General features: G+C 73.3%; 27 protein-coding genes. 8 read left to right on the forward strand and 19 right to left on the reverse strand.

The window, feature by feature from the left end:
* Positions 1 to 21 precede the first annotated feature (21 nt).
* From AMETH_RS17525 to AMETH_RS17535, 3 genes are read right to left on the reverse strand one after another with little or no spacing between them, the layout of a single operon-like run.
* Positions 22 to 789: a polyprenol monophosphomannose synthase gene (locus tag AMETH_RS17525; protein ID WP_017982423.1), complete on the reverse strand. Its 768-nt coding sequence runs from the start codon at positions 787 to 789 to the stop codon at positions 22 to 24.
* A 28-nt stretch (positions 790 to 817) separates the two neighbouring features.
* Positions 818 to 2404, reverse strand: a complete 1587-nt coding sequence (gene lnt, locus AMETH_RS17530; protein WP_038532189.1) for an apolipoprotein N-acyltransferase — start codon at positions 2402 to 2404, stop codon at positions 818 to 820.
* A gap of 10 nt (positions 2405 to 2414) precedes the next feature.
* Positions 2415 to 4025, reverse strand: a complete 1611-nt coding sequence (locus tag AMETH_RS17535) for an amidohydrolase (protein ID WP_017982425.1) — start codon at positions 4023 to 4025, stop codon at positions 2415 to 2417.
* A 98-nt stretch (positions 4026 to 4123) separates the two neighbouring features.
* On the opposite strand from AMETH_RS17535, the gene AMETH_RS17540 reads away from it, so the two are divergent.
* Positions 4124 to 5491, forward strand: coding sequence for a KamA family radical SAM protein (locus tag AMETH_RS17540; RefSeq protein ID WP_017982426.1), 1368 nt, complete (start codon positions 4124 to 4126; stop codon positions 5489 to 5491).
* A 4-nt stretch (positions 5492 to 5495) separates the two neighbouring features.
* Here AMETH_RS17540 and AMETH_RS17545 read toward each other — a convergent pair whose 3' ends face one another.
* Positions 5496 to 6260, reverse strand: a complete 765-nt coding sequence (locus AMETH_RS17545) for a sulfite exporter TauE/SafE family protein (protein ID WP_017982427.1) — start codon at positions 6258 to 6260, stop codon at positions 5496 to 5498.
* 64 nt (positions 6261 to 6324) lie between these two features.
* Between AMETH_RS17545 and AMETH_RS17550 the strand changes: the two genes are divergently transcribed.
* Complete coding sequence (locus AMETH_RS17550) at positions 6325 to 7104, forward strand: AraC family transcriptional regulator (protein ID WP_017982428.1); 780 nt, start codon at positions 6325 to 6327, stop codon at positions 7102 to 7104.
* Here the strand turns inward: AMETH_RS17550 and AMETH_RS17555 are convergent.
* The 4 genes from AMETH_RS17555 to AMETH_RS40280 all read right to left on the reverse strand — a co-directional run bounded on the left by AMETH_RS17555 (position 7079) and on the right by AMETH_RS40280 (position 9584).
* Positions 7079 to 7411 (reverse strand): hypothetical protein, encoded by a 333-nt coding sequence (locus AMETH_RS17555; RefSeq protein WP_017982429.1) that lies wholly within the window; start codon positions 7409 to 7411, stop codon positions 7079 to 7081. The genes AMETH_RS17550 and AMETH_RS17555 overlap by 26 nt on opposite strands.
* A 35-nt stretch (positions 7412 to 7446) precedes the next feature.
* On the reverse strand, positions 7447 to 7680 hold the full coding sequence (locus tag AMETH_RS17560; RefSeq protein WP_017982430.1) for a DUF2118 domain-containing protein: 234 nt from the start codon (positions 7678 to 7680) through the stop codon (positions 7447 to 7449).
* 576 nt (positions 7681 to 8256) lie between these two features.
* Positions 8257 to 9327 carry a DMT family protein gene (locus tag AMETH_RS40275; RefSeq protein ID WP_051079407.1) on the reverse strand — a complete coding sequence of 357 codons (1071 nt, stop codon included), beginning with the start codon at positions 9325 to 9327 and terminating at the stop codon, positions 8257 to 8259.
* Positions 9324 to 9584 (reverse strand): hypothetical protein, encoded by a 261-nt coding sequence (locus tag AMETH_RS40280; RefSeq protein ID WP_223842843.1) that lies wholly within the window; start codon positions 9582 to 9584, stop codon positions 9324 to 9326. Before AMETH_RS40280 ends, AMETH_RS40275 begins: the two co-directional genes overlap by 4 nt.
* 97 nt (positions 9585 to 9681) lie before the next feature.
* On the opposite strand from AMETH_RS40280, the gene AMETH_RS17570 reads away from it, so the two are divergent.
* Complete coding sequence (locus AMETH_RS17570; protein ID WP_026153124.1) at positions 9682 to 10758, forward strand: GDSL-type esterase/lipase family protein; 1077 nt, start codon at positions 9682 to 9684, stop codon at positions 10756 to 10758.
* A gap of 6 nt (positions 10759 to 10764) precedes the next feature.
* On the opposite strand, the gene AMETH_RS17575 is transcribed toward AMETH_RS17570, so the two are convergent.
* Genes AMETH_RS17575 through AMETH_RS17590 form a run of 4 tightly spaced genes read right to left on the reverse strand, consistent with a single transcriptional unit; the run spans position 10765 to position 12904 of the window.
* Positions 10765 to 11064: a hypothetical protein gene (locus AMETH_RS17575; protein ID WP_017982432.1), complete on the reverse strand. Its 300-nt coding sequence runs from the start codon at positions 11062 to 11064 to the stop codon at positions 10765 to 10767.
* The gene (locus tag AMETH_RS17580) at positions 11057 to 11281 is read right to left on the reverse strand and encodes a hypothetical protein (RefSeq protein ID WP_017982433.1); all 225 of its coding nucleotides are present in this window, start codon (positions 11279 to 11281) and stop codon (positions 11057 to 11059) included. Before AMETH_RS17580 ends, AMETH_RS17575 begins: the two co-directional genes overlap by 8 nt.
* Before the next feature lie 31 nt (positions 11282 to 11312).
* Positions 11313 to 11765: an Lrp/AsnC family transcriptional regulator gene (locus AMETH_RS17585; protein WP_017982434.1), complete on the reverse strand. Its 453-nt coding sequence runs from the start codon at positions 11763 to 11765 to the stop codon at positions 11313 to 11315.
* Positions 11762 to 12904 (reverse strand): M24 family metallopeptidase, encoded by a 1143-nt coding sequence (locus tag AMETH_RS17590; RefSeq protein ID WP_017982435.1) that lies wholly within the window; start codon positions 12902 to 12904, stop codon positions 11762 to 11764. The genes AMETH_RS17585 and AMETH_RS17590 overlap by 4 nt, the downstream gene beginning before the upstream one ends.
* Positions 12905 to 12957: 53 nt before the next feature.
* On the opposite strand from AMETH_RS17590, the gene AMETH_RS17595 reads away from it, so the two are divergent.
* The gene (locus AMETH_RS17595) at positions 12958 to 13893 is read left to right on the forward strand and encodes a 5'-3' exonuclease (RefSeq protein WP_017982436.1); all 936 of its coding nucleotides are present in this window, start codon (positions 12958 to 12960) and stop codon (positions 13891 to 13893) included.
* Between the two features lie 28 nt (positions 13894 to 13921).
* On the opposite strand, the gene AMETH_RS17600 is transcribed toward AMETH_RS17595, so the two are convergent.
* The 3 genes from AMETH_RS17600 to AMETH_RS17610 are packed head-to-tail and all read right to left on the reverse strand — an operon-like array spanning position 13922 to position 15656.
* Entirely contained in the window at positions 13922 to 14560 is a 639-nt protein-coding gene (locus AMETH_RS17600) for a GOLPH3/VPS74 family protein (protein ID WP_017982437.1), read from the reverse strand.
* Positions 14547 to 14762 (reverse strand): type II toxin-antitoxin system antitoxin, encoded by a 216-nt coding sequence (locus tag AMETH_RS17605; RefSeq protein ID WP_017982438.1) that lies wholly within the window; start codon positions 14760 to 14762, stop codon positions 14547 to 14549. Before AMETH_RS17605 ends, AMETH_RS17600 begins: the two co-directional genes overlap by 14 nt.
* Complete coding sequence (locus tag AMETH_RS17610) at positions 14763 to 15656, reverse strand: SPFH domain-containing protein (RefSeq protein ID WP_017982439.1); 894 nt, start codon at positions 15654 to 15656, stop codon at positions 14763 to 14765.
* 86 nt (positions 15657 to 15742) lie between these two features.
* On the opposite strand from AMETH_RS17610, the gene AMETH_RS17615 reads away from it, so the two are divergent.
* Together AMETH_RS17615 and AMETH_RS17620 are read left to right on the forward strand one after the other, a co-directional pair.
* The gene (locus tag AMETH_RS17615; RefSeq protein WP_017982440.1) at positions 15743 to 16657 is read left to right on the forward strand and encodes an ABC transporter ATP-binding protein; all 915 of its coding nucleotides are present in this window, start codon (positions 15743 to 15745) and stop codon (positions 16655 to 16657) included.
* Positions 16654 to 17850 (forward strand): ABC transporter permease, encoded by a 1197-nt coding sequence (locus AMETH_RS17620; protein WP_017982441.1) that lies wholly within the window; start codon positions 16654 to 16656, stop codon positions 17848 to 17850. Before AMETH_RS17615 ends, AMETH_RS17620 begins: the two co-directional genes overlap by 4 nt.
* A 93-nt stretch (positions 17851 to 17943) precedes the next feature.
* Here the strand turns inward: AMETH_RS17620 and AMETH_RS17625 are convergent, their stop codons facing one another.
* Positions 17944 to 18453 carry an SDR family NAD(P)-dependent oxidoreductase gene (locus tag AMETH_RS17625; protein ID WP_410468233.1) on the reverse strand — a complete coding sequence of 170 codons (510 nt, stop codon included), beginning with the start codon at positions 18451 to 18453 and terminating at the stop codon, positions 17944 to 17946.
* Positions 18357 to 18656, reverse strand: a complete 300-nt coding sequence (locus AMETH_RS42630; RefSeq protein ID WP_410468208.1) for an SDR family NAD(P)-dependent oxidoreductase — start codon at positions 18654 to 18656, stop codon at positions 18357 to 18359. Before AMETH_RS42630 ends, AMETH_RS17625 begins: the two co-directional genes overlap by 97 nt.
* A gap of 86 nt (positions 18657 to 18742) precedes the next feature.
* Between AMETH_RS42630 and AMETH_RS17630 the strand changes: the two genes are divergently transcribed.
* Positions 18743 to 19534, forward strand: a complete 792-nt coding sequence (locus AMETH_RS17630) for a helix-turn-helix transcriptional regulator (protein ID WP_017982442.1) — start codon at positions 18743 to 18745, stop codon at positions 19532 to 19534.
* Here AMETH_RS17630 and AMETH_RS17635 read toward each other — a convergent pair.
* A complete protein-coding gene (locus AMETH_RS17635; protein ID WP_017982443.1) occupies positions 19531 to 20316 on the reverse strand; it encodes an ABC transporter permease in 786 nt (261 codons plus the stop codon). The genes AMETH_RS17630 and AMETH_RS17635 overlap by 4 nt on opposite strands.
* Positions 20313 to 21260, reverse strand: coding sequence for a daunorubicin resistance protein DrrA family ABC transporter ATP-binding protein (locus tag AMETH_RS17640; protein WP_017982444.1), 948 nt, complete (start codon positions 21258 to 21260; stop codon positions 20313 to 20315). Before AMETH_RS17640 ends, AMETH_RS17635 begins: the two co-directional genes overlap by 4 nt.
* Positions 21261 to 21345: 85 nt before the next feature.
* Here AMETH_RS17640 and AMETH_RS17645 point away from each other — a divergent pair, with 85 nt between their 5' ends.
* Complete coding sequence (locus tag AMETH_RS17645) at positions 21346 to 22101, forward strand: TetR/AcrR family transcriptional regulator (RefSeq protein WP_017982445.1); 756 nt, start codon at positions 21346 to 21348, stop codon at positions 22099 to 22101.
* Positions 22102 to 22104: the final 3 nt, after the last annotated feature.

The following is a 22104-nucleotide window of genomic DNA, read 5'->3' on the forward strand; positions in this document are numbered from 1 at the left end:
CGCGAATCCGGGCCGCGGGGTTCAGCGGTGGCGCAGCAGGGCCCGCACCTGCTCGGCCCGGTAGCGGGCGCCCCACAGGCCCACGCGCAGCAGGGCCTCGCGGATGATGGCGCTGCTCATCTTCGACTGGCCGATCTCCCGCTCGGTGAAGGTGATCGGCACCTCGACCACGTCGAAGCCGGTGCGCACGGTGCGCCAGGCGAGGTCGATCTGGAAGCAGTAGCCGCGCGAGGCGATCTCGTCCAGGGGTAGCTTCTCCAGCACCTCACGCCGGTAGGCGCGGAACCCGGCTGTCACGTCCTTGATCCGCACGCCGAGCGCGAGCCGCGAGTACAGGTTGGCCGCGCGGGAGAGCAGTTCCCGGTGCCTGGGCCAGTTCACCAGGCTGCCGCCGGGCACGTAGCGGGAGCCGAGCACCAGGTCGGTGTCGCCGAGGGCGTCCAGCATCCGGGGCAGGTCCTCCGGCGCGTGGGAGCCGTCGGCGTCCATCTCGACGATCGTGCGGTAGTCGCGTTCCAGGCCCCACCGGAACCCGGCTACGTAGGCGGCGCCGAGCCCGGCCTTCTCGGTGCGGTGCAGCACGTGGACGCGGTCGTCGCCGGCGGCGATCTTGTCCGCGAGTTCCCCGGTGCCGTCCGGGCTGCTGTCATCGACCACCAGGGCGTGCACCTCGGGCAGCGCCCGGTGCAGCCGGCCCAGGATGAGTGGTAGGTTGTCCCGCTCGTTGTAGGTCGGGATCACCACCAGGACCGGATCGATCGGCCGGGCCGCCCGTGGCGCGTGCGCCATCCCCTTGTTCCTCCCCCGGCGGAGAACCTCACTCCGCCCTGGTCGCCGTCGTGCTCGTCGCCCGGGCGCGGACACGCAGGACGAGCCCGGCCAGGATGGCGGCGAGTGCCGCTCCGACCAGCCCGTACTCCGTGGACGCCCCGAGTCGATCCGACAGCGTAGCCTGTGTGCGCAGCGGCACATCCCCGACCAGGGACGCGGCGGTGAACTGGCTGGTCGACTGGGTGACGGTGCCGTCCGGTTCGACGAGGGCGCTGACCCCGCTGGTAGCCGACACGACGACCGCGCGGCCGTGCTCGACGGCCCGCAGCCGCGCCATCGCCAGCTGCTGGTAGGTCATTTCGCTGTGCCCGTACCAGGCGTTGTTGGTGGGCAGCACGATCAGCTGGGCGCCGTCGTTCACTGCGCCGCGGGAGACGTAGTCGTAGGCGATCTCGTAGCAGATGGGCACGGCGACCCGGGTGCCGGCGATGTCGAGCACCGCCGGGGTGGATCCGGCCTGCATGTCGCCGGTGTCGTCGACGAAGGGCGTGAACCAGCGGGCGATCGAGCGGGCCGGGACGAACTCGGCGAAGGGCACCAGTTCCTGTTTGGTGTAGTGCTCGCCGCGGCCGGTGGCGGGGTCCCACACGAACTCGGTGTTGCGGGTGCGCTGCCCCGGCTCGCGGTAGCGGGCGCCGATCAGGGTGGGGATGCCGAGGTCGCGCACCATCTGGTCGAGCACGGGGTCGGTGGTGGTGAGGTCGGTGGCGGTCTCCGGCCACACGATGAGGTCCGGCGTGGGCACGGAGCCGGAGCGGATCGCCGCGCCCAGGACCTCGCTCTGGGCGAGGTGGTTGGCGCGCAGGGTGGCCGACTCGTTGATCAGGTCGAGGCCTACGTCTGGCGCGTTGCCCTGCACCGTGGCGACGGTGCGGCTGCCGGCCTGGGTGCCGGTGCCGATCGTGGGCCACAGCGCGAGCCCGGCGACAACCGGGACGAGGGTGGCGATCACGGGCAGGCGGAGCGCGCGCCAGTCGCGGCGGGCCGCCTGCGGGAGCAGCGCGGCCAGCCCGAATCCGGCGAGCACGACGGCGAACCCGGTCAGCGGCGCGCCACCGATCGAGGCGAGCGGGGTGAACGCGCCCTCGGGCTGGCTGAACGCGACCCGGCCCCACGGGAACCCGCCGAAGGGCCACCAGCTGCGCGGGGTCTCGCTGGCGATGATCACCGCCGCCATCCACACCGGAGCGCCGGGCAGGCGGGCGACCACGGTGCAGAGGGCGGCGGCGAGCCCGAGGTAGGCGGCAAGCGCGGCGGACAACGCGACCCACGGGGCGGGGCCGAAGCCGCGGCCGAGGAAGTCCTGCAGCCAGAACAGCAGCGGCAGGTACAGACCGAGGCCGAACGCGAAGCCGTAGCCGAGGCCGCCCCGGAACCGCCGCCCGCGCAGCGCCAGGCCGAGACCGGCGAAGCCCAGCGGCGCGAGCCACCACAGGTCACGGGGCGCGAAGGCGAGGTAGAACACGAACCCGGACGCCGCGGCGACCGCGAGGCGCAGCAGCCAAGGCCGCCACTGCCGTTTCTTCCGGGTGGGTGCCGACGGCTCGGCGGACTCGGCCACTGGTGCTGCCACGCGATGAACTCTAGGCCGCGGAGGTGAACGCGTCGTAGAGCACCTCACCGCCCCGGACCGTGCGCAGGCAGGTGGGCAGCGGCGCGTCCGGGTCGAGCGGCGGCAGCGCGGGGACACGCGAGCGCGGGTCGGTGGACCAGCGCTGGACCCGGGAGTCCGGCGCGGCGACGACGAGGTCGGCGGCGTCCCAGACGGCGTAGTGCGCGGGCGCGCCGGGCACCAGGCTGCCGGTGAGGCCGTCGTTGACGCCCGCCGCGCGGTGGCCGCCCCGGGTGTGGGCGGTGAAGGCGGCGCGCGCGGACAGGCCGGAGCCGGGCGTGCGGTGGTGGACGGCCGCGCGGACGCTGTCCCAGGGCTGCAGCGGGGTGACCGGGCAGTCGGAGCCGAACGCGAGCAGGACCCCCTCGGCGGCGAGCATCGCGAACGGGTTCATGGCCGCGGCGCGCTCGGGGCCCAGCCGTTGGGCATACATGCCCGCCGGCCCGCCCCACAGGGCGTCGAACTGGGGCTGCATGGAGCCGGTGACGCCCCAGCCCGCCAGCGCCCTGGCCTGCTCGGCGTCGATCATCTCGAGGTGTTCCAGGCGGTGGCGGCCACCGGCCAGGGTGCGCTGCCCGACGGTCTTCTCGGCGAGCTGGAAGCCGCGCACGACCTCGGCCACGGCGGCGTCGCCGATGACGTGGAACCCGGCCTGAAGTCCGGCTTCGGTGCAGGCGATCAGGTGCCCGGCGATGGTGTCGGCGTCGAGGTAGCGGGCGCCGGTGGAGCCGGGTTCGTCGAGGTAGGGCACGTGCAGGGCGGCGGTGTGAGAGCCCAGCGCGCCGTCGGCGAACAGGTCGCCGGCCAGGCCGCGTGCGCCGAGGCGGCGGGCGGTGTCGACGGCGTCGAGCTCACCCCAGTAGCCGATCACCTCGGGGTGGCCGGGTTCGGCGGCGAGGGCGAGGAGGTCGGCGAGGTCGTCCTCGCCGGAGATGTCCGGCCCGGCGCATTCGTGGACGCTGACGATGCCGCGGGCGGCGGCCAGGCGGAGGAAGGCCTCCTGGGCGCGGCGGCGTTGCTCGCGGGTGAGCGCGGCGCGCACGGCGGCGCGGACGTGGTGGTGCGCGTCGCGGGTCAGCGGCCCGTCCGCGGACCAGCCGGCGGCGTCGCGGGCGGCGGGGGCGAGTTCGACCAGCGCGGTGGACACCAGGGCGGAGTGGACGTCGACGCGGCTGAGGTAGACGGGGACCCCGGCGGCGGCTTCGTCGATCTCGGCGCGGCTGGGCAGCCGGTCCGCGGTCCAGGTGGTCTCGTCCCAGCCGTGGGCGACGAGGACCTCGCCGGGGCGGGCGGCGGCGCGGATCGCGGCGAGCAGGCCGGCCGCGTCGGTGATCCCGCCGAGGTCGACTCCGGCCAGGTGGAGGCCAGTGGCGGTGGCGTGCACGTGGGCGTCGACGAAGCCGGGGGCGACGAACGCGCCGTCGAGGTCTTCGACGCGGGCGTCCGGGTGCAGGGCGCGGCCGGGGCCGTCCTGGCCGATCCAGACGATGGTGCCGTCCTTGACGGCCATCGCGGTGGCGTCGGGGTTGCTGGGCGAATGGATCCGCCCGCCCAGCAGGAGCGTGGTGCTGTCGTCGGTCACGGTGTCGAGTGTGCACGATGGGTCGCGACGAAAGCTTTTACGTCGTATTGTCACTTTCACCGGAAGTTTTGACGCCACAGCGCCGACGAGGAGCAGAGATGACTGCGATCCAGGAAGTCTCCCCCGCCGACACCGATGTCGCCGACCAGCCCTACGCCTACCGCCGCACCGAGCTGGCCGAACCGGACTGGCGCCGGTTCCCCGGGTGGCGGGAGGTGACCGAGGCGCAGTGGCGGGACGCCCAGTGGCAGCGCGTGCACTGCGTGCGCAACATCAAGCAGCTGCGCGCGGTGCTCGGGGACCTGGTCGCGGCGCGGTTCTACGACGACCTGGCCGCCGACCAGCGCGAGCTGGCGACGATGTCGATGCTGGTGCCGCCGCAGATGCTCAACACGATGACGGTGGACTCGACCGAGGCGTTCTACGCCGACCCCATCCGCCGCTACATGCTGCCGGTGCGCAGCGACCGCGACCCGGACTGGCCCAGCCACCCGCACTCGGCGCGCGACTCGCTGCACGAGGCCGAGATGTGGGTGGTGGAGGGCCTGACCCACCGCTACCCCACCAAGGTGCTGGCCGAGCTACTGTCCACCTGCCCCCAGTACTGCGGCCACTGCACCCGGATGGACCTGGTGGGCAACTCGACCGAGCAGGTGGTCAAGCACAAGCTGGACCTCAAACCGGTGGACCGCCAGGACGCGATGATCGATTACCTGCGCCGCACACCGGGCGTGCGAGACGTGGTGGTCTCCGGCGGGGACGTGGCGAACGTGCCGTGGCACCAGCTGGAGTCGTTCCTGATGCGGCTGCTGGACATCGAGACGGTGCGCGACATCCGGCTGGCGACCAAAGCGCTGGCCGGACTGCCGCAGCACTGGCTGCAGCCCAAGATCGTCGAGGGGCTGGAGCGGGTGGCGGGCACGGCGCGGCGGCGCGGGGTGAACCTGGCGATCCACACGCACGTCAACCACGTCCAGTCGGTGACGCCGCTGGTCGCCGAGGCGGCGCGGACCGCGCTGGAGGTCGGGGTGCGGGACGTGCGCAACCAGGGGGTGCTGATGCGCGGGGTGAACGCGACCCCGGCGGCGCTGCTGGACCTGTGCTTCGCGTTGCAGGGCGAGGCGAACATCCTGCCGTACTACTTCTACCAGTGCGACATGATCCCCAACGCCGAGCACTGGCGGCTGGCGGTGTGGGAGGCGCAGGAGCTGCAGCACGCGATCATGGGCTACCTCCCGGGCTACGCGACGCCCCGCATCGTGTGCGACGTGCCCTACGTCGGGAAGCGCTGGGTGCACCAGGTCGCCGAGTACGACCGCGAGCGCGGCATCTCCTACTGGACGAAGAACTACCGCACGGGAATCGAACACGACGACCCCGAGGCGCTGCGCCGCCGCTACCCGTTCTACGACCCGATCTCCACGCTGCCCGAACAGGGCCGCGCCTGGTGGACGGCGCGAGGCTGAGCGGTCAGCCCGTGACGATCACCGTGATCGTCACGGCCACCAGCAGCGCCACGTAGGCGATGGCGTGCACACGGTCCGGGATCCGGCCGGTCACGCGCCGGGTGATCGCGATCGCGGGTAGCGAACCGGCCAGCAGCAGGCCGGTGGCGGCGACGTCGACGTACCCGGTGGGGCCGTCCGCCGACACGGCGTAGACCACCGTGGCCACAACGGCCACCGGGGCGCTGAGCGGGTTCGCGATCGCGGTCGCCTCGGTCATCGGCAGGCCGCTGCGCCGCAGCAGGGGCACGGTCAGCACGCTTCCGCCGACGCCGAGCGCGCTCGCGACCACGCCGATCCCGGCCCCGCCCGCCGTGCGGGCGACCGGGCCCAGCCCGCCGGGACCGGCGCCGCGGTCGAGGAATCCGTTGCGCAGCAGGCAGTCCGCGATCGTGATCAGCAGGTAGGTTACGAACGCGGCGCGCAGTATCGGTTCCGGCAGGCGGGTCGTGGTCAGCGCGCCGACCGCGGCGCCGACCGCGATGAACCCGGCCAGCGGCCACACCCGGTCCCGGCGCAGGCGGCCCGCCCTTGCCTGGGCGAGCGTGGCGGCGAGCGAGTTGACGACCATCACCGCCGCCGAGGTCGCGACCGCGACGTGCATCTGCCCGGTCACGGCGAACACCACGGGCACCGTGAGGAACCCGCCGCCGAAGCCGAACAACACGGTGGTCACGCCAGTGAGGCAGCCGAACGCGAGCAGGACGGAGAAGGACACCACGTCCGGCACGCTAGAGCCCGGCCGCGGTGGCGGGCATTCGACGAACCGCCACCGATCATCGAGAATCCGACACGTGCGCAACGTTCCCCTCGCCGACGTCGACAGCCTTGACCGCGACGTGCTGGCGATCGGCACCGACTACCCGCCGGACCATCTGCTGGAGTTCCACGAGCACCGGCGCGCCCAGTTCCTGCACGGCGCGACCGGGCTGATGGAGGTGGAAACCGCCGACGGCACCTGGACCGTGCCCGCCGACCGCGCGGTCCTCATCCCGCCGCGGACCCGCCACCAGGTCCTGATGCGCGGCGTCAGCACCCGCAGCCTCTACCTCGAACCCGCGGCGGTGCCGTGGTTCCCCGCCCGCTGTCGGGTCGTCGCGGTCTCGCCGCTGCTGCGTGAACTGCTGCGCGCCGCCGTCGATGCCGAACCGGAGTACCCGCGGCACGGGCGCGACGCCGCGGTGATGGAGCTGATCCGGCACGAGCTCCAGGCCCTCGCCCCGCTGCCGTTCGACCTGCCGCTGCCACGCAACCCGCGGCTGCGCGCGCTGTGCCTGGAGTTCCAGCGGCGCCCGGACGTGCACGCGCCGCTGTCCGGGTGGGCGGCCCGCCTGCACCTGTCCGAGCGCACCCTCAACCGGCTCTTCCGCGCCGAGACCGGGTTGACCTACCAGCGGTGGCGCCAGCGCGCCTGCGCCTTGCACGCGATCCGGCTGCTCGCCGCTGGCGCCACCGTCACGGCGGTGGCCGCGGCGCTCGGGTACGACACGCCGGCCGCGTTCACCGTGATGTTCCGCCGCGAGACCGGGTCCGCGCCCAGCGGGTTCCTCACACGTGGCGCAGCGCCTGGTTGAGCAGGTTGCCGCTGCGGTCGAGGCAGTCGTCGCAGATCACGGCGCCGGTCTGGGCGCACCGCATGCGCGGGAGGCTGCGCGTGAAGCCGAGGAAGGTGCGCCGGTCGCTGCGGTCGCAGAACTCGCACGGCTCTCCCCCGGCCCGCAGGCGTTCCAGGTCGGTGCCGCCGCGGCTGGTGCGCGGCTGTCCGTCGCGGACGAGACTGAGCCCGGTTTCCACGCAGCGCGCGCAGATCGGGCCGGCCGGCCCGGGGACGCGGCGCTCACCGGCCGCGGGCGGGGTGTCGCAGAACCTGCACCGCATCATCCGGTCTTCCCGATCCGGTGGCACCGGAAACCCGTTCACTCCACGCGGGCGATCAGCACGCCCTGCACGAGGGCGTCGCCCTCCTTGGCCAGCAGCCGCACGACCCCGGCGGCCGGCGAGGAGATCTCGACGTCGACCTTGTCCACGGCGACCTCGGCGAGCAGGTCACCCTCGGCGACGCGTTCGCCGTCCTGCACGAACCAGGTCGCCACCACACCCTCGGCGTCCGGGTCCTTCGCCGACAGCATCGGGAACAGCACTTCGGTCACGTCGCGACCACCTCCGGTGTGGGCAGCACCGGCCGTTCGCACCTCCGCGCTGCCCGGAAACATCCAGGATGTGACGGCCCGCCTGGTTCTGGCAAGCGCGTAGGTTGGGTTTGAACAGCAATCACCAACGGAGGTGAGCGATGCGCACGAGACGCCGGGCACGCTGGGTCTGGATCGAGGCGTGGCACATCCCGGTCCGGCTGGTGACCGGGGGCCTACATCCTGAACTCGGGCGTGGCCAAGCGGAAGGCCGACGAGACGACGCCCGCGCAACTGCACGGGTTCGCCGCGGGCACCTACCCGCCGGTCCGGCGCATACCGCCAGAGAAGTTCGTCCGGGCGCGCTGTCGGCCGGTGAGATCGCGCTGGGCGCGATGCTGCTGGTCCCCGCGGTGCCGCCGCTGGTGGCAGGCGCCGGTCTCACCGCGTTCTCGGCCGGCTGCTCGGCCTGTACGCCCGCACCCCGGGCCTGCGGCAGGACGGCTCGACCAGCCCACCGAGCAGGGCGTCGCGATCGCCAAGGACGTGTGGATGTTCGGCATCGCTGCGTCGATGGTGCTGGACCACTTCCTGGGGTCACACCGCCGCGAGCGCGCGTAACGCGGAGCCGAGGTCGCCGGCGGACTCCAGGTGCCGGGCCGCGCACTCGGCCATCGACTTCCCCAGTTCCGGGGTGTCGAGCATCCGCCGCGCCGCCGCCGCGAGTTCGCCATCGGCCTCGCACACGACAGCGAGCCCGGCTTCGGCCATGAGACGGGCGTTGGCTCGGCCGTGCGCGGCGATCGGCCGGTGCATCAGCACGGGACGGCCGCAGGCCAGCGCTTCCCGGTGGCGCCGCCCGCGTTGGTGACCACCACGTCCGAGGCGACGATCCAGGCGGCCATTTCGCCGGTCCAGCCGAGTACGCGCAGCCGCGGGTCGGCGAGCCGCCGCAGTGACCGCGCCAGGCGCTCGTTGCGGCCGCACACCACCACGGGCACCACCGAGGGGCCCGCGGCCAGCAGTTCGCGGGCGGCGGAGGAGACCTGGCCGAACCCGAGCGAACCGCAGGACACCAGGGCCACGAACGCATCCGGCGGCAGCCCGGACCTCCCGTGGAGTCAGGCGCGCCGCCCTGGCGGACAGCACGACGATGCCGGCGATCACGACGAGACCGCCCAGGCCGGCGCCGGCGAGCGGGTCCAGCGCGGTGATCACGGCGAGCGCCGGGGTGAGGAACTCGCCGCGCCGGAAAGTGTTCTGGCTGAGCAGGAACCCCAGTGACCCGGTCACGCACACCACGTACAGCACCGGGTGGGTGAACGGCGCGGCAAGGGTGTCCCGCGCCTGCCCGGCCACGACCTTCATCAGCCCGGCGGTGACGCCGTAGAGCACGCCGGCGGCGACGGCGAGCCCGAGGACCCGCAGCGCGCCGGGTGCCAGCACCGACACCGCGAGCCCCAGCACGGTCAGCGCGGCCAGGGTCAGCGCCAGCACCACCGGCGCCGGGCCGCGGACGAACATCGTGCCCTCCTCGCCGGGGTGCGCCAGCAGCAGCACCGCGGCCAGCCCGGCCACGCACATCAGGGAGCCGGCGCCGAGCACGGCGTCCGGGCGGCGGTGGGCCAGCCGGTCGGCGAAGAACCCGCCGAAGAGCAGCGATGTCACCAGCAGGGCTGTACCACCAGCAGCGGCGCGAACGCCAGCGCGACCAGTTGCAGCACCAGGCCGGCGACCGTCGCGGGCATCCCGGCCAGCCACAATGGACGGCGCGCGAGGCGGGACAGCAGCGCCGGGTCGAGTGTGCGGGCGGTCTCGACCTGTTGGGTGGCGTGCGCCTGCGCGGCACTGGCCAGGCCCGTCAGGGCGGCACCGGCGACCGCGGCGGGCACGGCCACCGCCCAAGCGCTCGGTCCCGTCGGCACCGCGCCCCCTCGGTGTTCACTTCCACGGTAGCGGCGGGACGATCACCGGGGACTGGGTTCACAAGGGCTTCGGCCGGGCTTCTCTAAACTGCCACCGGTGCGACGGTTTCGGTGGTGGATCGGCTGGGGCGTTATGCTCTTCGTCCTGGTGCTGGTGGGGATCTTCGTGTTCACGGGACCGAGCACGCCACCCGGGCCCATCGAGCGCCCCGGCCCGCCGGGCACCGGTCCGCTGACGATCGTGTCCATGGGCGACAGCACGCTCTCCGGTGAGGGCGCGGGCAGTTACACCGTCGACACCAACGGCGCCAACGGGGACTGGTGCCACCGCTCCCCCAACGCGACGGTGGAGAAGACCGACGTGCCGGGCATCGTGGAGAAGGTGAACCTCGCCTGCTCCGGCGCGCCAGCCGCGCAGGTCGGGCTGGGCGACACCAGGCAGTGGACCGAGCCGTCCCAGGCCGGGCAGCTGGCGGAGCTGGTGAAGACCCACCGGGTCGCGGCCGTCGTGGTCGCGGTGGGCGCCAACGACGACCCGCATTTCTCGCAGCTGATCTCGCAGTGCTTCCAGGCGTGGTTCGTCTCCGGCAACGCGCCCTGCCGCACCACGATCGCGCCGACCTGGCAGCAGCGGGTCGACGCGATGGTGCCGAAGGTGGTGAGCGCGCTCGGCGACATCAAGACGGTGCTCGCCCGCGCCGGGTACGAGCCTGAGGACTACCAGCTGGTGCTCCAGTCCTATGCGGCGCCGATCGGGCCGGGGATCCCGGCGAACCTGCAGAACCTCAACGGCTGCCCGTTTCGCACCGAGGACCTGCTGTGGGTGGTCAACGAGGGTGTGCCGGTGCTGTCCCGCGGGCTGGCCTCGGCGGCGGCGCAGGCCGGGGCGCGGTTCCTGGACCTGTCCCGCGCCGGGCTGGGGCACGAGGCGTGCAGCGGCGGGGCCGACCCGTCGACGGAGTGGTTCAGCCGGCTGACGCTGCAGCTCAACGACCTGGCCGACGCCGACCGCGCGGGCCATGCCATTCAGGAATCGTTCCACCCCAACGCGAACGGGCACGCCCAGTTCGGCCGCTGCCTTACCGAGTTCCTGGCGACGTCCGGCCCGGCGGCCGCGTGCCTGAAGGGCCAGGACGGTAACCTTCACCCGGCGGCCGCGGTCACCGCCGGGTAGCGCCGCTCAGAGGTCGAGCGCCGCGCGCAGCGCGATGTCGACCTGCTCCTGCGTCTGCTGGTCGATCTCGGCGATCCGTTCCACGAGCCACCCGCGGTAGAGGCGGGTCAGGAGCAGCGTGGAGATCCAGAACCGGCTGTCCAGCGCGACGCCGAGGATGTCCTGCGGGTCCTCCTCCAGCAGTTCGGTGCCGATGAGCCAGGGGCGTTCCGACTCGTTGACGCCGTCGGAGGACAGCAGCAGCACCGTGCGTTCCCGGGACGGCTGGGTGGGCGGCTTGTACGCCCAGATCTCCCCTTTACGCACCCAGGTCCTTGTCCGCGGCGGCCAGTTCCGCCTCGTCGGCCGCGGCCAGCGCCTCCGCGTCGTGCCGGGCCGGGGCGCGGTAGCCGGTGCGGACGGCCTCGCGCCGGGCGGCGCGCGACAGCCACGCCGACAGCGAGATCCCGTGCGCCTTCGCCGCGCGCTCGGCGTACTCGATCGCCGCCGTGTCGAGCGAGAGCGTGACCTTACGAGTTGCCATACCTTTCACCATACCCTTCGCCCGGCGTTTGTCACACCGTCGGCGGACGGCCCTCGAACGGCGTGGACAGCACCACGGTCGTCCGGGTCGACACCTTCGCCGCCTCCCGGATCCGGCGCAGCAGGTCCTCCAGGTCCCGCGGCGACGCCACGCGCACCAGCAGGATGTAGGACTCGTCGCCGGCGACCGAGTAACACGACTCGATCTCCCGGATGTGCTCGATGCGCTGCGGGTAGTCGTCCGGCGCGGCCGGGTCGTTGGGGGTCAGCGAGATCAGCGCGGTCAGCGGCAGCCCGATCTGCTCGCTGTCCAGCCGCGCCACGTACCCCTGGATCACGCCGCGCTGCTCCAGCCGCCGCACGCGCTGGTGCACCGCCGACACCGACAGCCCCACCCGCTCGGCCAGATCGGTGAAGGAGCAGCGGCCGTCGCCGGCCAGCTCCCGCGCGATCGCCTGGTCCAGCGGCTCCAGCGGCCCGCTCACGAGTCGAGCACGACGAGCTCGTGCGGGCGCTGGTTGAGTGCTTCGACCCCGTCGGCGGTGACCACGACGATGTCCTCGACGCGGGCGCCCCAGCGCCCCGGCTGGTAGATGCCCGGCTCGACGCTGAACGCCATGCCCGGCTCCAGGGCCAGGTCGTTGCCGGCCACGATGTAGGGCTCCTCGTGCACGTCGAGCCCGATGCCGTGCCCGGTGCGGTGGATGAAGAACTCCCCGTACCCGGCGTCGGCGATGATCTCGCGGGCCGCGGCGTCGACGGACTGGGCGGTGACGCCCGGCCGCACCGCCTCTACCGCCGCCTGCTGCGCGCGCTGCAGCACAGCGTAGGTCTCGGCCACGTCGGCGTCGCGCGGCTCGCCCACCGCGTACGTGCGGGTGGAGTCGGAGTTGTAGCCCTCGGGGATCGGGCCGCCGATGTCGACCACCACCACGTCGCCGCGCTCGATGACCCGGCCGGACACGTCGTGGTGCGGGCTGGCGCCGTTGGGGCCGGAGCCGACGATCACGAAGTCGGCGTGCAGGTGGCCCTCCTCGACGATCGCGGCGGCGATGTCGGCGCCCACCTCGGCCTCGGTGCGGCCGGGGCGCAGCCACTCGGCGATGCGGGCGTGCACCCGGTCGATCGCCGCGCCCGCGCGGCGCAGCGCGTCGATCTCGGCGGCGTCCTTGCGCATCCGCAGCTCGCGGATCACGGGGCCGGCCAGCGTCTGCTCGGCGGAGCCGAGCGCGGCGCGGAACGCGAGCACGTGCAGCGCGATCAGCCCGTCGCTGACCGCGACGCGGCCGGGCTTGCCGAGCCGGTCGGCGACCATGCGGTAGGGGTCCTCGCCGTCGACCCAGGTGACCACCTCGACGCCCAGCTCGCCGGTGGGCACCGCCGCGTAGCCGGGGGCCTCCAGCTTCGGCACGACCAGCGCCGGGGTGCCCTCGGCGGGTACCACGAGGGTCGTCAGCCGCTCGAAGGAGCCACCGGCCTCGCCGAGCAGGTACCGCAGGTCCGAGCCCGGGGCGATGAGCAGGGCGTCGGCGCCGGCGTCGGCGGTGGCCGCGCGGGCCCGCTCCAGACGGGCGCGCAGGGTTTCCGGGGCGGGTGCTGGGATCTCGGGTGAGCGGGACGACATGCCACGCAGCGTATCTGGCCCCGGCCGGGACCGCGTCTGGCAGGCTGTGGTCCGTGACACTTGCCCTGCTGGATTCCGCGAGCCTGTACTTCCGCTCGTTCCACGCGCTGCCCGAGTCGATGACCGCGCCGGACGGGACGCCGGTCAACGCGGTGCGTGGGTTCACCGACACGCTGGCCCGGATCGTCACCGACCGGCGCCCGACGCGGCTCGTCGCGTGCCTGGACGCGGACTGGCGCCCGAGGTTCCGCACCGACCTGCTGCCCAGCTACAAGGCGCACCGGGTGGCCGACGCCGCCGCGAACGCCGAGGAGGTGCCGGACACGCTCACCCCGCAGGTGCCGATCATCCTGGAGGTGCTGCAGGCGTTCGGGTTCGCCACCGCCGAGGCCGACGGGTACGAGGCCGACGACGTGATCGGCGCCCTGACCGCGCGGGAGAAGACCGACCCGGTGGAGGTGATCACCGGCGACCGTGACCTGTTCCAGCTGGTGCGCACCGAGCCGACCCCGGCGTCGGTGGTCTACGTGGGCAAGGGCTGGGCCAAGGCCGAGGTGCTGGGGCCGCCCGAGATCGCCGAGCGCTACGGCGTGCCGGTGGACGGCGCCGGGCAGGCGTATGCGGACATGGCCGTGCTGCGCGGTGACCCGTCCGACGGGCTGCCGGGGGTGGCCGGGATCGGCGAGAAGACCGCGGCGAAGCTGATCACTCAGTTCGGGTCGCTCGACGGGCTGATCGCCGCGGCCACCGCGGGCAGCAAGGACGTGCCGCAGAAGACGCGGCAGCGGCTCGCCGAGGCCGAGGACTACCTGCGGGCGGCGCCCACAGTGGTCAAGGTCGCCGCCGACGCGCCGGTGTCGCTGTCCGGTTCGGACGCGGTGCCCGCCTCGCCCGCGGACCCGGACCGGGTGCTGGAGCTGGCCGAGCGGTGGAACCTCGGCAGCTCGGCGACCCGGCTGGTCAAGGCGCTCACCGCGAACGCCCGCTGACCCGGCACGGCACCCGGGCCGCCACGGCTCAGCCGCCGGAGGCGGCGGCTGAGCGCTGGGACTGGATCGTCTTCCGCAGCGCTTTCACCACCGGCTCCACCGGGCGGCCCAGCTCGGCCAGCCGCCCCTTGTACTGGCGCCGTTCGGCGCGGGTGAAGACCGTGCGCAGTTCGGCGGTGCCGGCCAGGGCGCACAGCGCGCCCAGGCGCGGGTCCACCCGGTACGCCGGCTGCCCGCCGCGCACGGTGCGGCGCACCTCTTCGGCCAGCCGCTTGGTTTCGTGCGGCCGGCGCAGCGTCACCTGGTGCACCGGGAACAGGCCGAGCACCCGCCGTGAGTCGACCTTGATCACCTGCTCGGCGGCCAGGTGCTCACGCACCAGCGGCACGATCCGGCTGGCGCGGCGGGACACCCACCGCCGCCACGACCGGGGCGCGCTGTCGCCGATCTCCAGCAGGACCAGGTCGAGCACCGGGTCCAGCCCGGGCGCGGGCGCGGCCGGCGCCGCCTTGCCGCCATCGTCGACGAGGAAACCGCCGAGCACCAGGTCGGCCAGCGCCGCGGCCCGCAGGGCGTAGCCCAGTTCGGACCGCGACGTGAGGCGTTTCTTGTCCGTGTCGTAGGCCAGCAGGAAGAGCCGCGCGGCCAGTGAGTCAGGCGTGTTCATCCTCGTCCCCCTTCTTGGGGCGTCCCCGCGGGCGCATGCGGCCCACCTCGCGGGGCAGCCGCCCGGCGTCCGCGAGGGCCTTGCGCAGCAGGAACTCGATCTGCGCGTTGGTGCTGCGCAGCTCTTCACCTGCCCAGCGCGCCACCGCGTCGTGCACGGCCGGGTCGAGCCGCAGCAGGATCTTCTTCCGCTCGGCCGGCATCTACTGGTACAGCGTCCCGGTGTTGACGACCGGCTGCGCGTCGCGGTCACCGACGAGCACCACCAGCAGGTTGCTCACCATCGTGGCCTTGCGCTCCTCGTCGAGCTCGACGACCTCGTGCCGGGCGAGCCGGTCCAGCGCCATCTCCACCATGCCGACCGCGCCTTCCACGATGCGCTGGCGCGCGGCCACCACGGCCCCGGCCTGCTGGCGCCGCAGCATCGCCTGCGCGATCTCCGGGGCGTAGGCCAGGTGGGTGATGCGGGATTCGATGATCTTCACGCCGGCCGAGGCGACGCGCGTGGCGATCTCCGCGGACAGCTTCTCGGTGATCTCGTCGGCGTTGTCCCGCAACGACAAGCGGGCGGTGTCGGCGTTGTCGTAGGGGTAGGCGTTGGCGATGTGCCGGACCGCGGTTTCGCTCTGGATGGCGACGAACTCGACGAAGTCGTCGACCTCGAACACGGCCTGCGCGGTGTCGGCGACTTGCCACACCACGACCGCCGCGATCTCGATCGGGTTGCCGTCGGCCTCGTTGACCTTCGCCACCCCGGTCTCGTGGTTGCGGATTCGCGTGGAGACCTTTCGCCGCTGGGTGAACGGGTTGACCCACTGCAACCCGGCGGTGCGCAGCGTCCCCACGTAGCGGCCGAGCAGCTGCACCACCCGCGCCTCGCCCGGCGCGACCGGGGTCAGCCCGCCGAGGAGCACGATCCCGGCGAGCGCGGCGACCACGCCCCCGGCGAGCATCCCCGCCGAGCCGTCACCGGTGGCCAGCAGCACGACCCCGCCCGCCACCAGCACCACCGCGACGCCCAGCATCACGAACCCGTTGACCGCGCGCACCAGGCGTTCCCGCGTCTGCGGCGCCGGCATGTCCACGACGGTTCCCATGACCGCTCCCCTCAGTTCCTTGCCTCGATGGCTTCAATGTAGCATAGTGATATCACTTTTTCAGCGCTACGCGGAAGGGGGACACGGTGGCGGACAGGCAACTGGAGATCGACGGCCTGACGAAGCGGTACGGCGAGCGGCTCGCGTTGTCGGACATGACGTTCGACGTGCGCGCCGGTGAGCTGTTCGGGTTCGTGGGCAGCAACGGCGCAGGCAAGACCACGACGATGCGGATCGTGCTGGGGGTCCTGGCGGCCGACGACGGGCAGGTGCGCTGGGACGGCGCGCCGGTGACGCTGGAGACCCGGCGGCACATCGGCTACATGCCCGAGGAACGCGGGCTCTACCCGAAGATGAAGGTCGGTGAGCAGCTGGTCTACCTGGCGCGGCTGCACGGCATGCCGGCCGCGGAGGCGCGCCGGTCGGTGGCGACCTGGACCGAGCGGCTCGGGGTCGCCGCCCGCCTCGACGACGAGGTGCAGAAGCTGAGCCTGGGCAACCAGCAGCGGGTGCAGCTGGCCGCCGCGCTGGTGCACGACCCGGCGATCTTGGTGCTCGACGAGCCGTTCTCCGGGCTGGACCCGGTCGCGGTCGACGTGATGAGCCAGGTGTTGCGCGAGAAGGCCGCCGAGGGTGTGCCGGTGGTGTTCTCCAGCCACCAGCTGGACCTGGTCGAGCGGTTGTGCGACCGGATCGGCATCGTGCGGGACGGGCGGATGGTCGCCTGCGGCACGGTCGGCGAACTGCAGGCCGGCTCGACGGTGCGGCTGCTGGTGGAGGCTCCGGCCGCGGCGCCCGGCTGGGCGGACGGGCTGCCCGGGGTGTCGGTGATCCGGCAGGAGGATGGCCGCACCGAACTGGAACTGGCCGACGGCGCCGACGACCAGGCGGTGCTGCGCGCGGCGCTGGCGAGCGGGCCGGTGCACGAGTTCGCGCGGCGGCGGCAGTCGCTGACCGAGCTGTTCCGGCACGTCGTCACGACCGAGGAGGTGGCGGCGTGAACCGGGACGGCTGGGCGGGCGTTTCGCTCGTCGCGTCACGCGAGATCGGCATCCGGTTGCGGTCCAAGGCCTACCGGCTGAGCACGCTGGCGCTGCTGGTGGTGATCGTCGGGTTCGCGGTGGTGATGAAGCTGATCGGCGGCGGCAGCGGCGCGGACGCCACGGTCGGCGTCACCGGGCCAACCTCGGCGCTGGCCGCGCCGCTGCAGGCCGCCGGGCAGGCGGTCGGCGAGACCGTCGAGCTGCGCACGCTGCCCGACGAAGCCGCGGGGCGCGCCCAGGTGAGCGACGGCGACCTGGACGCCCTGCTGGTCGGCGACGGCTCGCGGGTCCAGGTCGTGGTGAAGAAGGACCTCGACGAGAACCTGCGCACCGCGCTGAACGTGCTGGCCGGGCAGCTCGCGCTCAACCAGCAGATCACCGCGCTCGGCGGCGATCCGGCGCAGGTCAACGCGGCGGTGTCCGGCGCCGGGGTCGAGGTGTCGCCGATGGAGCAGCCCTACCCCTACAACAGCCAGCAACTGGTGCTCGGCATCGTCGCCGGCATCCTGATCTACATGTCACTGCTGCTCAACGGGCAGTCGGTGGCGCAGGGCGTGGTCGAGGAGAAGACCAGCCGCGTCGTCGAACTGCTGCTGGCGACGGTGCGGCCGTGGCAGCTGATGGCCGGGAAGGTGCTGGGCATCGGCGCGGTCGGGCTGATCCAGATGGTCCTGATCGGGGTGGTCGGGATCGTCGCCGGGCTGGCCACCGACGTGCTGACGATCTCGGTGTCGGCCGCGGCGGGCACCGTGGTGTGGCTGATCGTGTGGTACCTGCTGGGGTTTCTGATGTACTCGATCGTGTTCGCCGGGCTGGGCGCGCTGGTGTCGCGGCAGGAGGACGTGGGCGGCGCGGTCACGCCGGCGCTGTTCTTCGTCATCGCCGGGTACGTGGTGGGGATTTCGGTGCTGCCGAGCGACCCGGGCAGCGGGCTGGTGGCACTGCTGTCGGTGATCCCGGTGTTCGCGCCGACCCTGATGCCGATGCGCCTGGCGATGGGCGGGGTGGCGCCGTGGGAGGCGATCCTGTCGGTCGCCCTGGTCGTGGCGCTGATCCCGGTGCTGGTGTGGCTGTCGGCGCGGATCTACCGCAACGCCGTCCTGCGCACCGGTGCGAAGGTCGGTTTCCGCGAGGCGCTGCGCGCGGCGTAGGAGCGCAAGAACGAAGAAGACCGGCGGGCCGGCGGGTTCTAGGGTCGGAGGTGAGCCGGCCCCGCCTGGGGGGCGGGGCCGGCATTCCACGCCTCAGGCGCCGGCGCCGCCGTGCACCGGCACGATCGCGCCGGTCACCATCGAAGCCCGGTCGCTGAGCAGCCACGCGGCGACTTCGGCGACCTCGCGCGGCTCGGCCATCCGTCCGAGCGGGATGGACGCGGTGGCCCGTTCGATGATGCCGGGACTGGCCTCCTCCCACGTCTGCATCATCTGCGTGACCGTGCCGGCGGGGGTGATGCCGTTGACCGGGATGCCGTCGCTGGCCCAGGTCACGGCCGCGGTCTCGGTGATGCTGTTGAGGGCGCGTTTCATGGCGCCGTAAGCGGGCAGGGCGGGGTTGGCGCGGCGGCTGCCGATGCTGGAGGTGTTGACGATCGCCCCGCCGCCGTTGCCGCGCATGAGCTCGGCCTGCGGGGTCATGGCGGTCCAGTGCGCGCGGAAGTTCACCGCGACCTGCTCGTCGATGTCCTCGTCGCTGGTGGTGTCGAGCGGGCCGGGCCTGCGCTGGATGGCGGCGCCGTTGTGGCAGGCGCCGTCCAGTCGTCCGTGTAGCTGCCCGGCCGGGCGATCGCGGCGCGGATGCCGGCGCGGTCGAGTGGCACGGCGTCGCGGGCGGCGAGCACGACGGCGGCGCCTTCGCGGGCGAACAGCCTGGCCGCGGCCTCGCCGATGCCGCGGCCGGCGCCGGTGATGAACACGACCTTGCCGGTGAGCAGGCCGATGGGTGCGATGTCGGTCGTCATGAGCGCAGTGTCGGTCGGCCTGCGACACCGGATGCGGGCACAAGCAGTACCAGGATCCGCGGCCGGGTGGCGGGCACACTCGGGGTGTGGACAAGAAGGAACTGGGCGCGTTCCTCCGCAGCCGCCGCGAGCGGCTCCGGCCGGAGGACGTCGGTCTCCCCTCCGGACCGCGGCGCCGGACACCGGGGCTGCGCCGGGAGGAGGTGGCGGTGCTGGCGCACATCTCGACCGAGTACTACGTCCGGCTGGAGCAGGGCCGCGCGCCGCGACCCTCCGGTGAGGTCCTCGCCGGGATCGCGGAGGCGCTGCGGCTCACCGACGCCGAGTCCGCCCACCTGCACGTCCTCGCGGGCACCGCGGCCACCCGCGGCGGCCTGCACCGGCGCGACGTGCGGCCGAGCATCTGCGCGTTGATCGGCCGGGTGCCGGACACCGCGGCGATCGTGACCTCCGCCGCGTTCGAGGTACTGGCCTGGAACGACCTCGCGGCCGCGCTGATGGAGGACTTCGGCGCGCTCGCACCCGTCGAGCGCAACCTCGCGCGCCGCGCGTTCCTCCGCCCGGCGGACGAGCTCGCCCGCTACCCGGCCGATCCCGCGGTGAGCGGGCTGGTCGGCGACCTGTGTGACGGCAGCCCGGAGTGCGCGCGGCTGTGGGAGCGGCTGTGGGAGCGGCACGACGTGCGGGCCGTGCCGGCGCTCACGAAGACCTTCCGCCACTCGGTGGTCGGGGAGCTCACCGTCGACTGCGATTCGCCGGCGCTCACCGACCGCGACCAGCACCTCGTGCTCTACAGCGCGCCGCCGGGATCCCCAGACGCCGAGGCGCTCGCGCTGCTCAAGGTCCTCGGCGCCCGGGCCGGCGAGGACCTGCCCTAGCGGCTCAGCCGCCGGTAGCGGCGCACCGACAGCGGCAGGAACACCGCGATCATCGCCACCGGCCACACCACCGCCAGCAGCAGCGCGTGCTCGGCGAACCAGCCGCCGCTGTCCCAGCCCGGGTTGCCGAACAGCTCGCGGGTCGCGGCGGCGGTCGCCGACAGCGGGTTCGCGTCGGCGATCGCGCCGAGCCAGCCGGGCATCGTGCCGGGTGAGACGAACACGTTGGACAGGAAACCCAGCGGCCACACCAGCATCTGCAGCGCCACCACGCTTTCCGGGCCCTTCGCGACGAGCCCGAGGTAGAGGCCGAGCCACAGGAGCGCGAACCGCAGCAGCACCAGCAGCCCGAACGCGGCCACCGCCGCGCCGAGCCCGTTGTGCCAGCGCCACCCGGTGGCGAGCCCGCACGCGGCGAGCACGACCAGCCCGGCCACCGAGTTGAGCAGGTCGGCCACCGCGCGGCCGGTGACCGGCGCGGCCGCCGCCATCGGCAGCGAGCGGAACCGGTCGGTCGAGCCGCGCGCGACGTCGGTGGCGATGCCGGTGAAGGTGGCCTCGATGCCGAACGCCATGCCCAGCACGAACATCCCCGGCAGCAGGAACTGCCGGTAGTCGCCGGGTGCGGCCATCGCGCCGCCGAACAGGTACCCGAACATCACCAGCATCAGGACCGGGAACAGCAGCGAGACGATCACCGCCGCGGGCTGTCGCGCCCAGTGCGCCAGCTCCCGGCGGGTCATGGTCCAGCCGTCGGCGATCGTCCAGCGCAGGGTGGTCATGCCGGCACCTCGTCGCGTGCGGTCAGCTTCAGGAACACCTCGTCGAGCGTGGGGCGGCGCAGGGTGAGGTCGGCGATGCCGATGCCGGCCTCGTCGTAGGCCGCGGCGAGGCCGGTGAGGTCGCGCGCCCGGTCGGACACCGGCACGCTCAGCCCGCCGTCGGTCAGGTCTGCTGCCGCCCCGGTGACCCGGCTCGCCAGCGCCGCGGCGGCGGGCAGGTCGGCGGCGTCCCGCAGGACCACCTCGACCCGGTCGCCGCCGATGCGGGACTTCAGCTGCGCCGGGCTGCCCTCGTCGACAATCCCGTCGTGGTCGAGCACGGCGATCCGCCCGGCGAGGTGGTCAGCCTCGTCCAGGTACTGGGTGGTGAGCAGCACGGTGGCGCCGTCGGCGACGAGTTCCCGCACCGCGGACCACACCTCGCTACGGCCGCGCGGGTCCAGGCCGGTGGTGGGCTCGTCGAGGAACAGCACCTCGGGCGAGCGCAGCAGCCCGGCGGCGAGGTCGAGCCGCCGCCGCATGCCGCCGGAGTACTGCTTCACCGGCTTGTCCCCCGCGTCGCCCAGCCCCATCCGGGCCAGCAGCTCGTCGGCCCGCTGCCGCGCCCGGCGCGCGCCGAGGTGGTAGAGCCTGCCGAACATCTCCAGGTTCTGCCGCCCGGACAGCACCTCGTCCACCGCGGCGTGCTGCCCGACCAGCCCGATCCGGTAGCGGACCTGCGCGGCCTGGCGGCGTGCGTCGAACCCGGCGACCAGGACCGTCCCGGCGTCGGGCCGCAGCAGCGTGGCCAGGATGCGCACGCAGGTGGTCTTGCCCGCGCCGTTGGGGCCGAGCAGGCCGAACACGGTCCCGGCGGGCACGGTCAGGTTCAGGTCGGCGAGCACGGTCTTGTCGCCGTAGCGCTTGCGCAGCCCCTGCGCCACCACGGCGTTTTCGCTGGACAAACACGCCCTCCTGCTACTCCGTATGCCGCACGGATCAACTATCGTACACCGTACGGAGTTCGTTACCGGCAGAATAGGCTCCGAGATGACCGAATTCAGCGCGAGTGGCGATCCGAAACGCAGCCTCGAGCTCCTCTGGGGGCTGCAGGAGCCGCCGTCGAAGGGGCCGAAGGCCCGGTTCACCGTCGAGGAGATCACCCGCGTCGCGATCAAGCTCGCCGACACCGCCGGCCTGGCCGCGCTGTCGATGCGGAAGGTCGCCGAGGAACTGGGCGCCGGCACCATGTCGCTCTACACCTACGTGCCCGGCAAGGCGGAACTGCTGGACCTGATGGTCGACGCGGTCGTTGGCGAGACCGCCCGCCCAGCCCACGTGCCCGGCGGCTGGCGGGGCAGGCTGGAGCAGATCGCGCGCGAGAACGCCGCGGTGTACCGGCGGCACCCGTGGCTGCTGCAGGTCGCCACGAGCCGCCCGCCGATGGGCCCGAACGTGATCGCCAAGTACGACTACGAACTGCGCGCGCTGGAGGGCACCGGGCTCACCGACATCGAGATGGACCAGGTGCTCACGCTGGTGCTGGGCTTCGTGCACGCCGCCATGCGCGGCGTGGTCGAGGCCGAGCAGGCGGCGCGACGCAGCGGCCAGAGCGACGTCCAGTGGTGGGAGTCCTACGCCCCGCTGCTGGAGAAGATCTTCGACCCCGAGCGCTTCCCGGTGGCCGCCCGGGTGGGCTCCGCCGCCGGCGAGGCCTACCAGGCGCCGTCCGACCCGCAGGCGTTCGAGTTCGGGCTGGCCCGCATCCTGGACGGCGTCGAGGCGCTCATCGCCTCCGGGAGCTGAGGC

The sequence above is a fragment of the Amycolatopsis methanolica 239 genome (genome assembly GCF_000739085.1).
GTDB lineage: Bacteria > Actinomycetota > Actinomycetes > Mycobacteriales > Pseudonocardiaceae > Amycolatopsis_E > Amycolatopsis_E methanolica.

Coding starts and splice junctions, on each gene's coding strand:
- AMETH_RS17635 (WP_017982443.1), bottom strand. CDS start 20,316: ATGACCACCCTGCGCTGGACGATCGCCGACGGCTGGACCATGACCCGC.
- AMETH_RS17540 (WP_017982426.1), top strand. CDS start 4,124: ATGACTGCGATCCAGGAAGTCTCCCCCGCCGACACCGATGTCGCCGAC.
- AMETH_RS17645 (WP_017982445.1), top strand. CDS start 21,346: ATGACCGAATTCAGCGCGAGTGGCGATCCGAAACGCAGCCTCGAGCTC.
- AMETH_RS42630 (WP_410468208.1), bottom strand. CDS start 18,656: ATGACGACCGACATCGCACCCATCGGCCTGCTCACCGGCAAGGTCGTG.
- AMETH_RS17590 (WP_017982435.1), bottom strand. CDS start 12,904: ATGTCGTCCCGCTCACCCGAGATCCCAGCACCCGCCCCGGAAACCCTG.
- AMETH_RS17610 (WP_017982439.1), bottom strand. CDS start 15,656: ATGGGAACCGTCGTGGACATGCCGGCGCCGCAGACGCGGGAACGCCTG.
- AMETH_RS17525 (WP_017982423.1), bottom strand. CDS start 789: ATGGCGCACGCGCCACGGGCGGCCCGGCCGATCGATCCGGTCCTGGTG.
- AMETH_RS17555 (WP_017982429.1), bottom strand. CDS start 7,411: ATGATGCGGTGCAGGTTCTGCGACACCCCGCCCGCGGCCGGTGAGCGC.
- AMETH_RS17580 (WP_017982433.1), bottom strand. CDS start 11,281: ATGGCAACTCGTAAGGTCACGCTCTCGCTCGACACGGCGGCGATCGAG.
- AMETH_RS17605 (WP_017982438.1), bottom strand. CDS start 14,762: ATGCCGGCCGAGCGGAAGAAGATCCTGCTGCGGCTCGACCCGGCCGTG.
- AMETH_RS17600 (WP_017982437.1), bottom strand. CDS start 14,560: ATGAACACGCCTGACTCACTGGCCGCGCGGCTCTTCCTGCTGGCCTAC.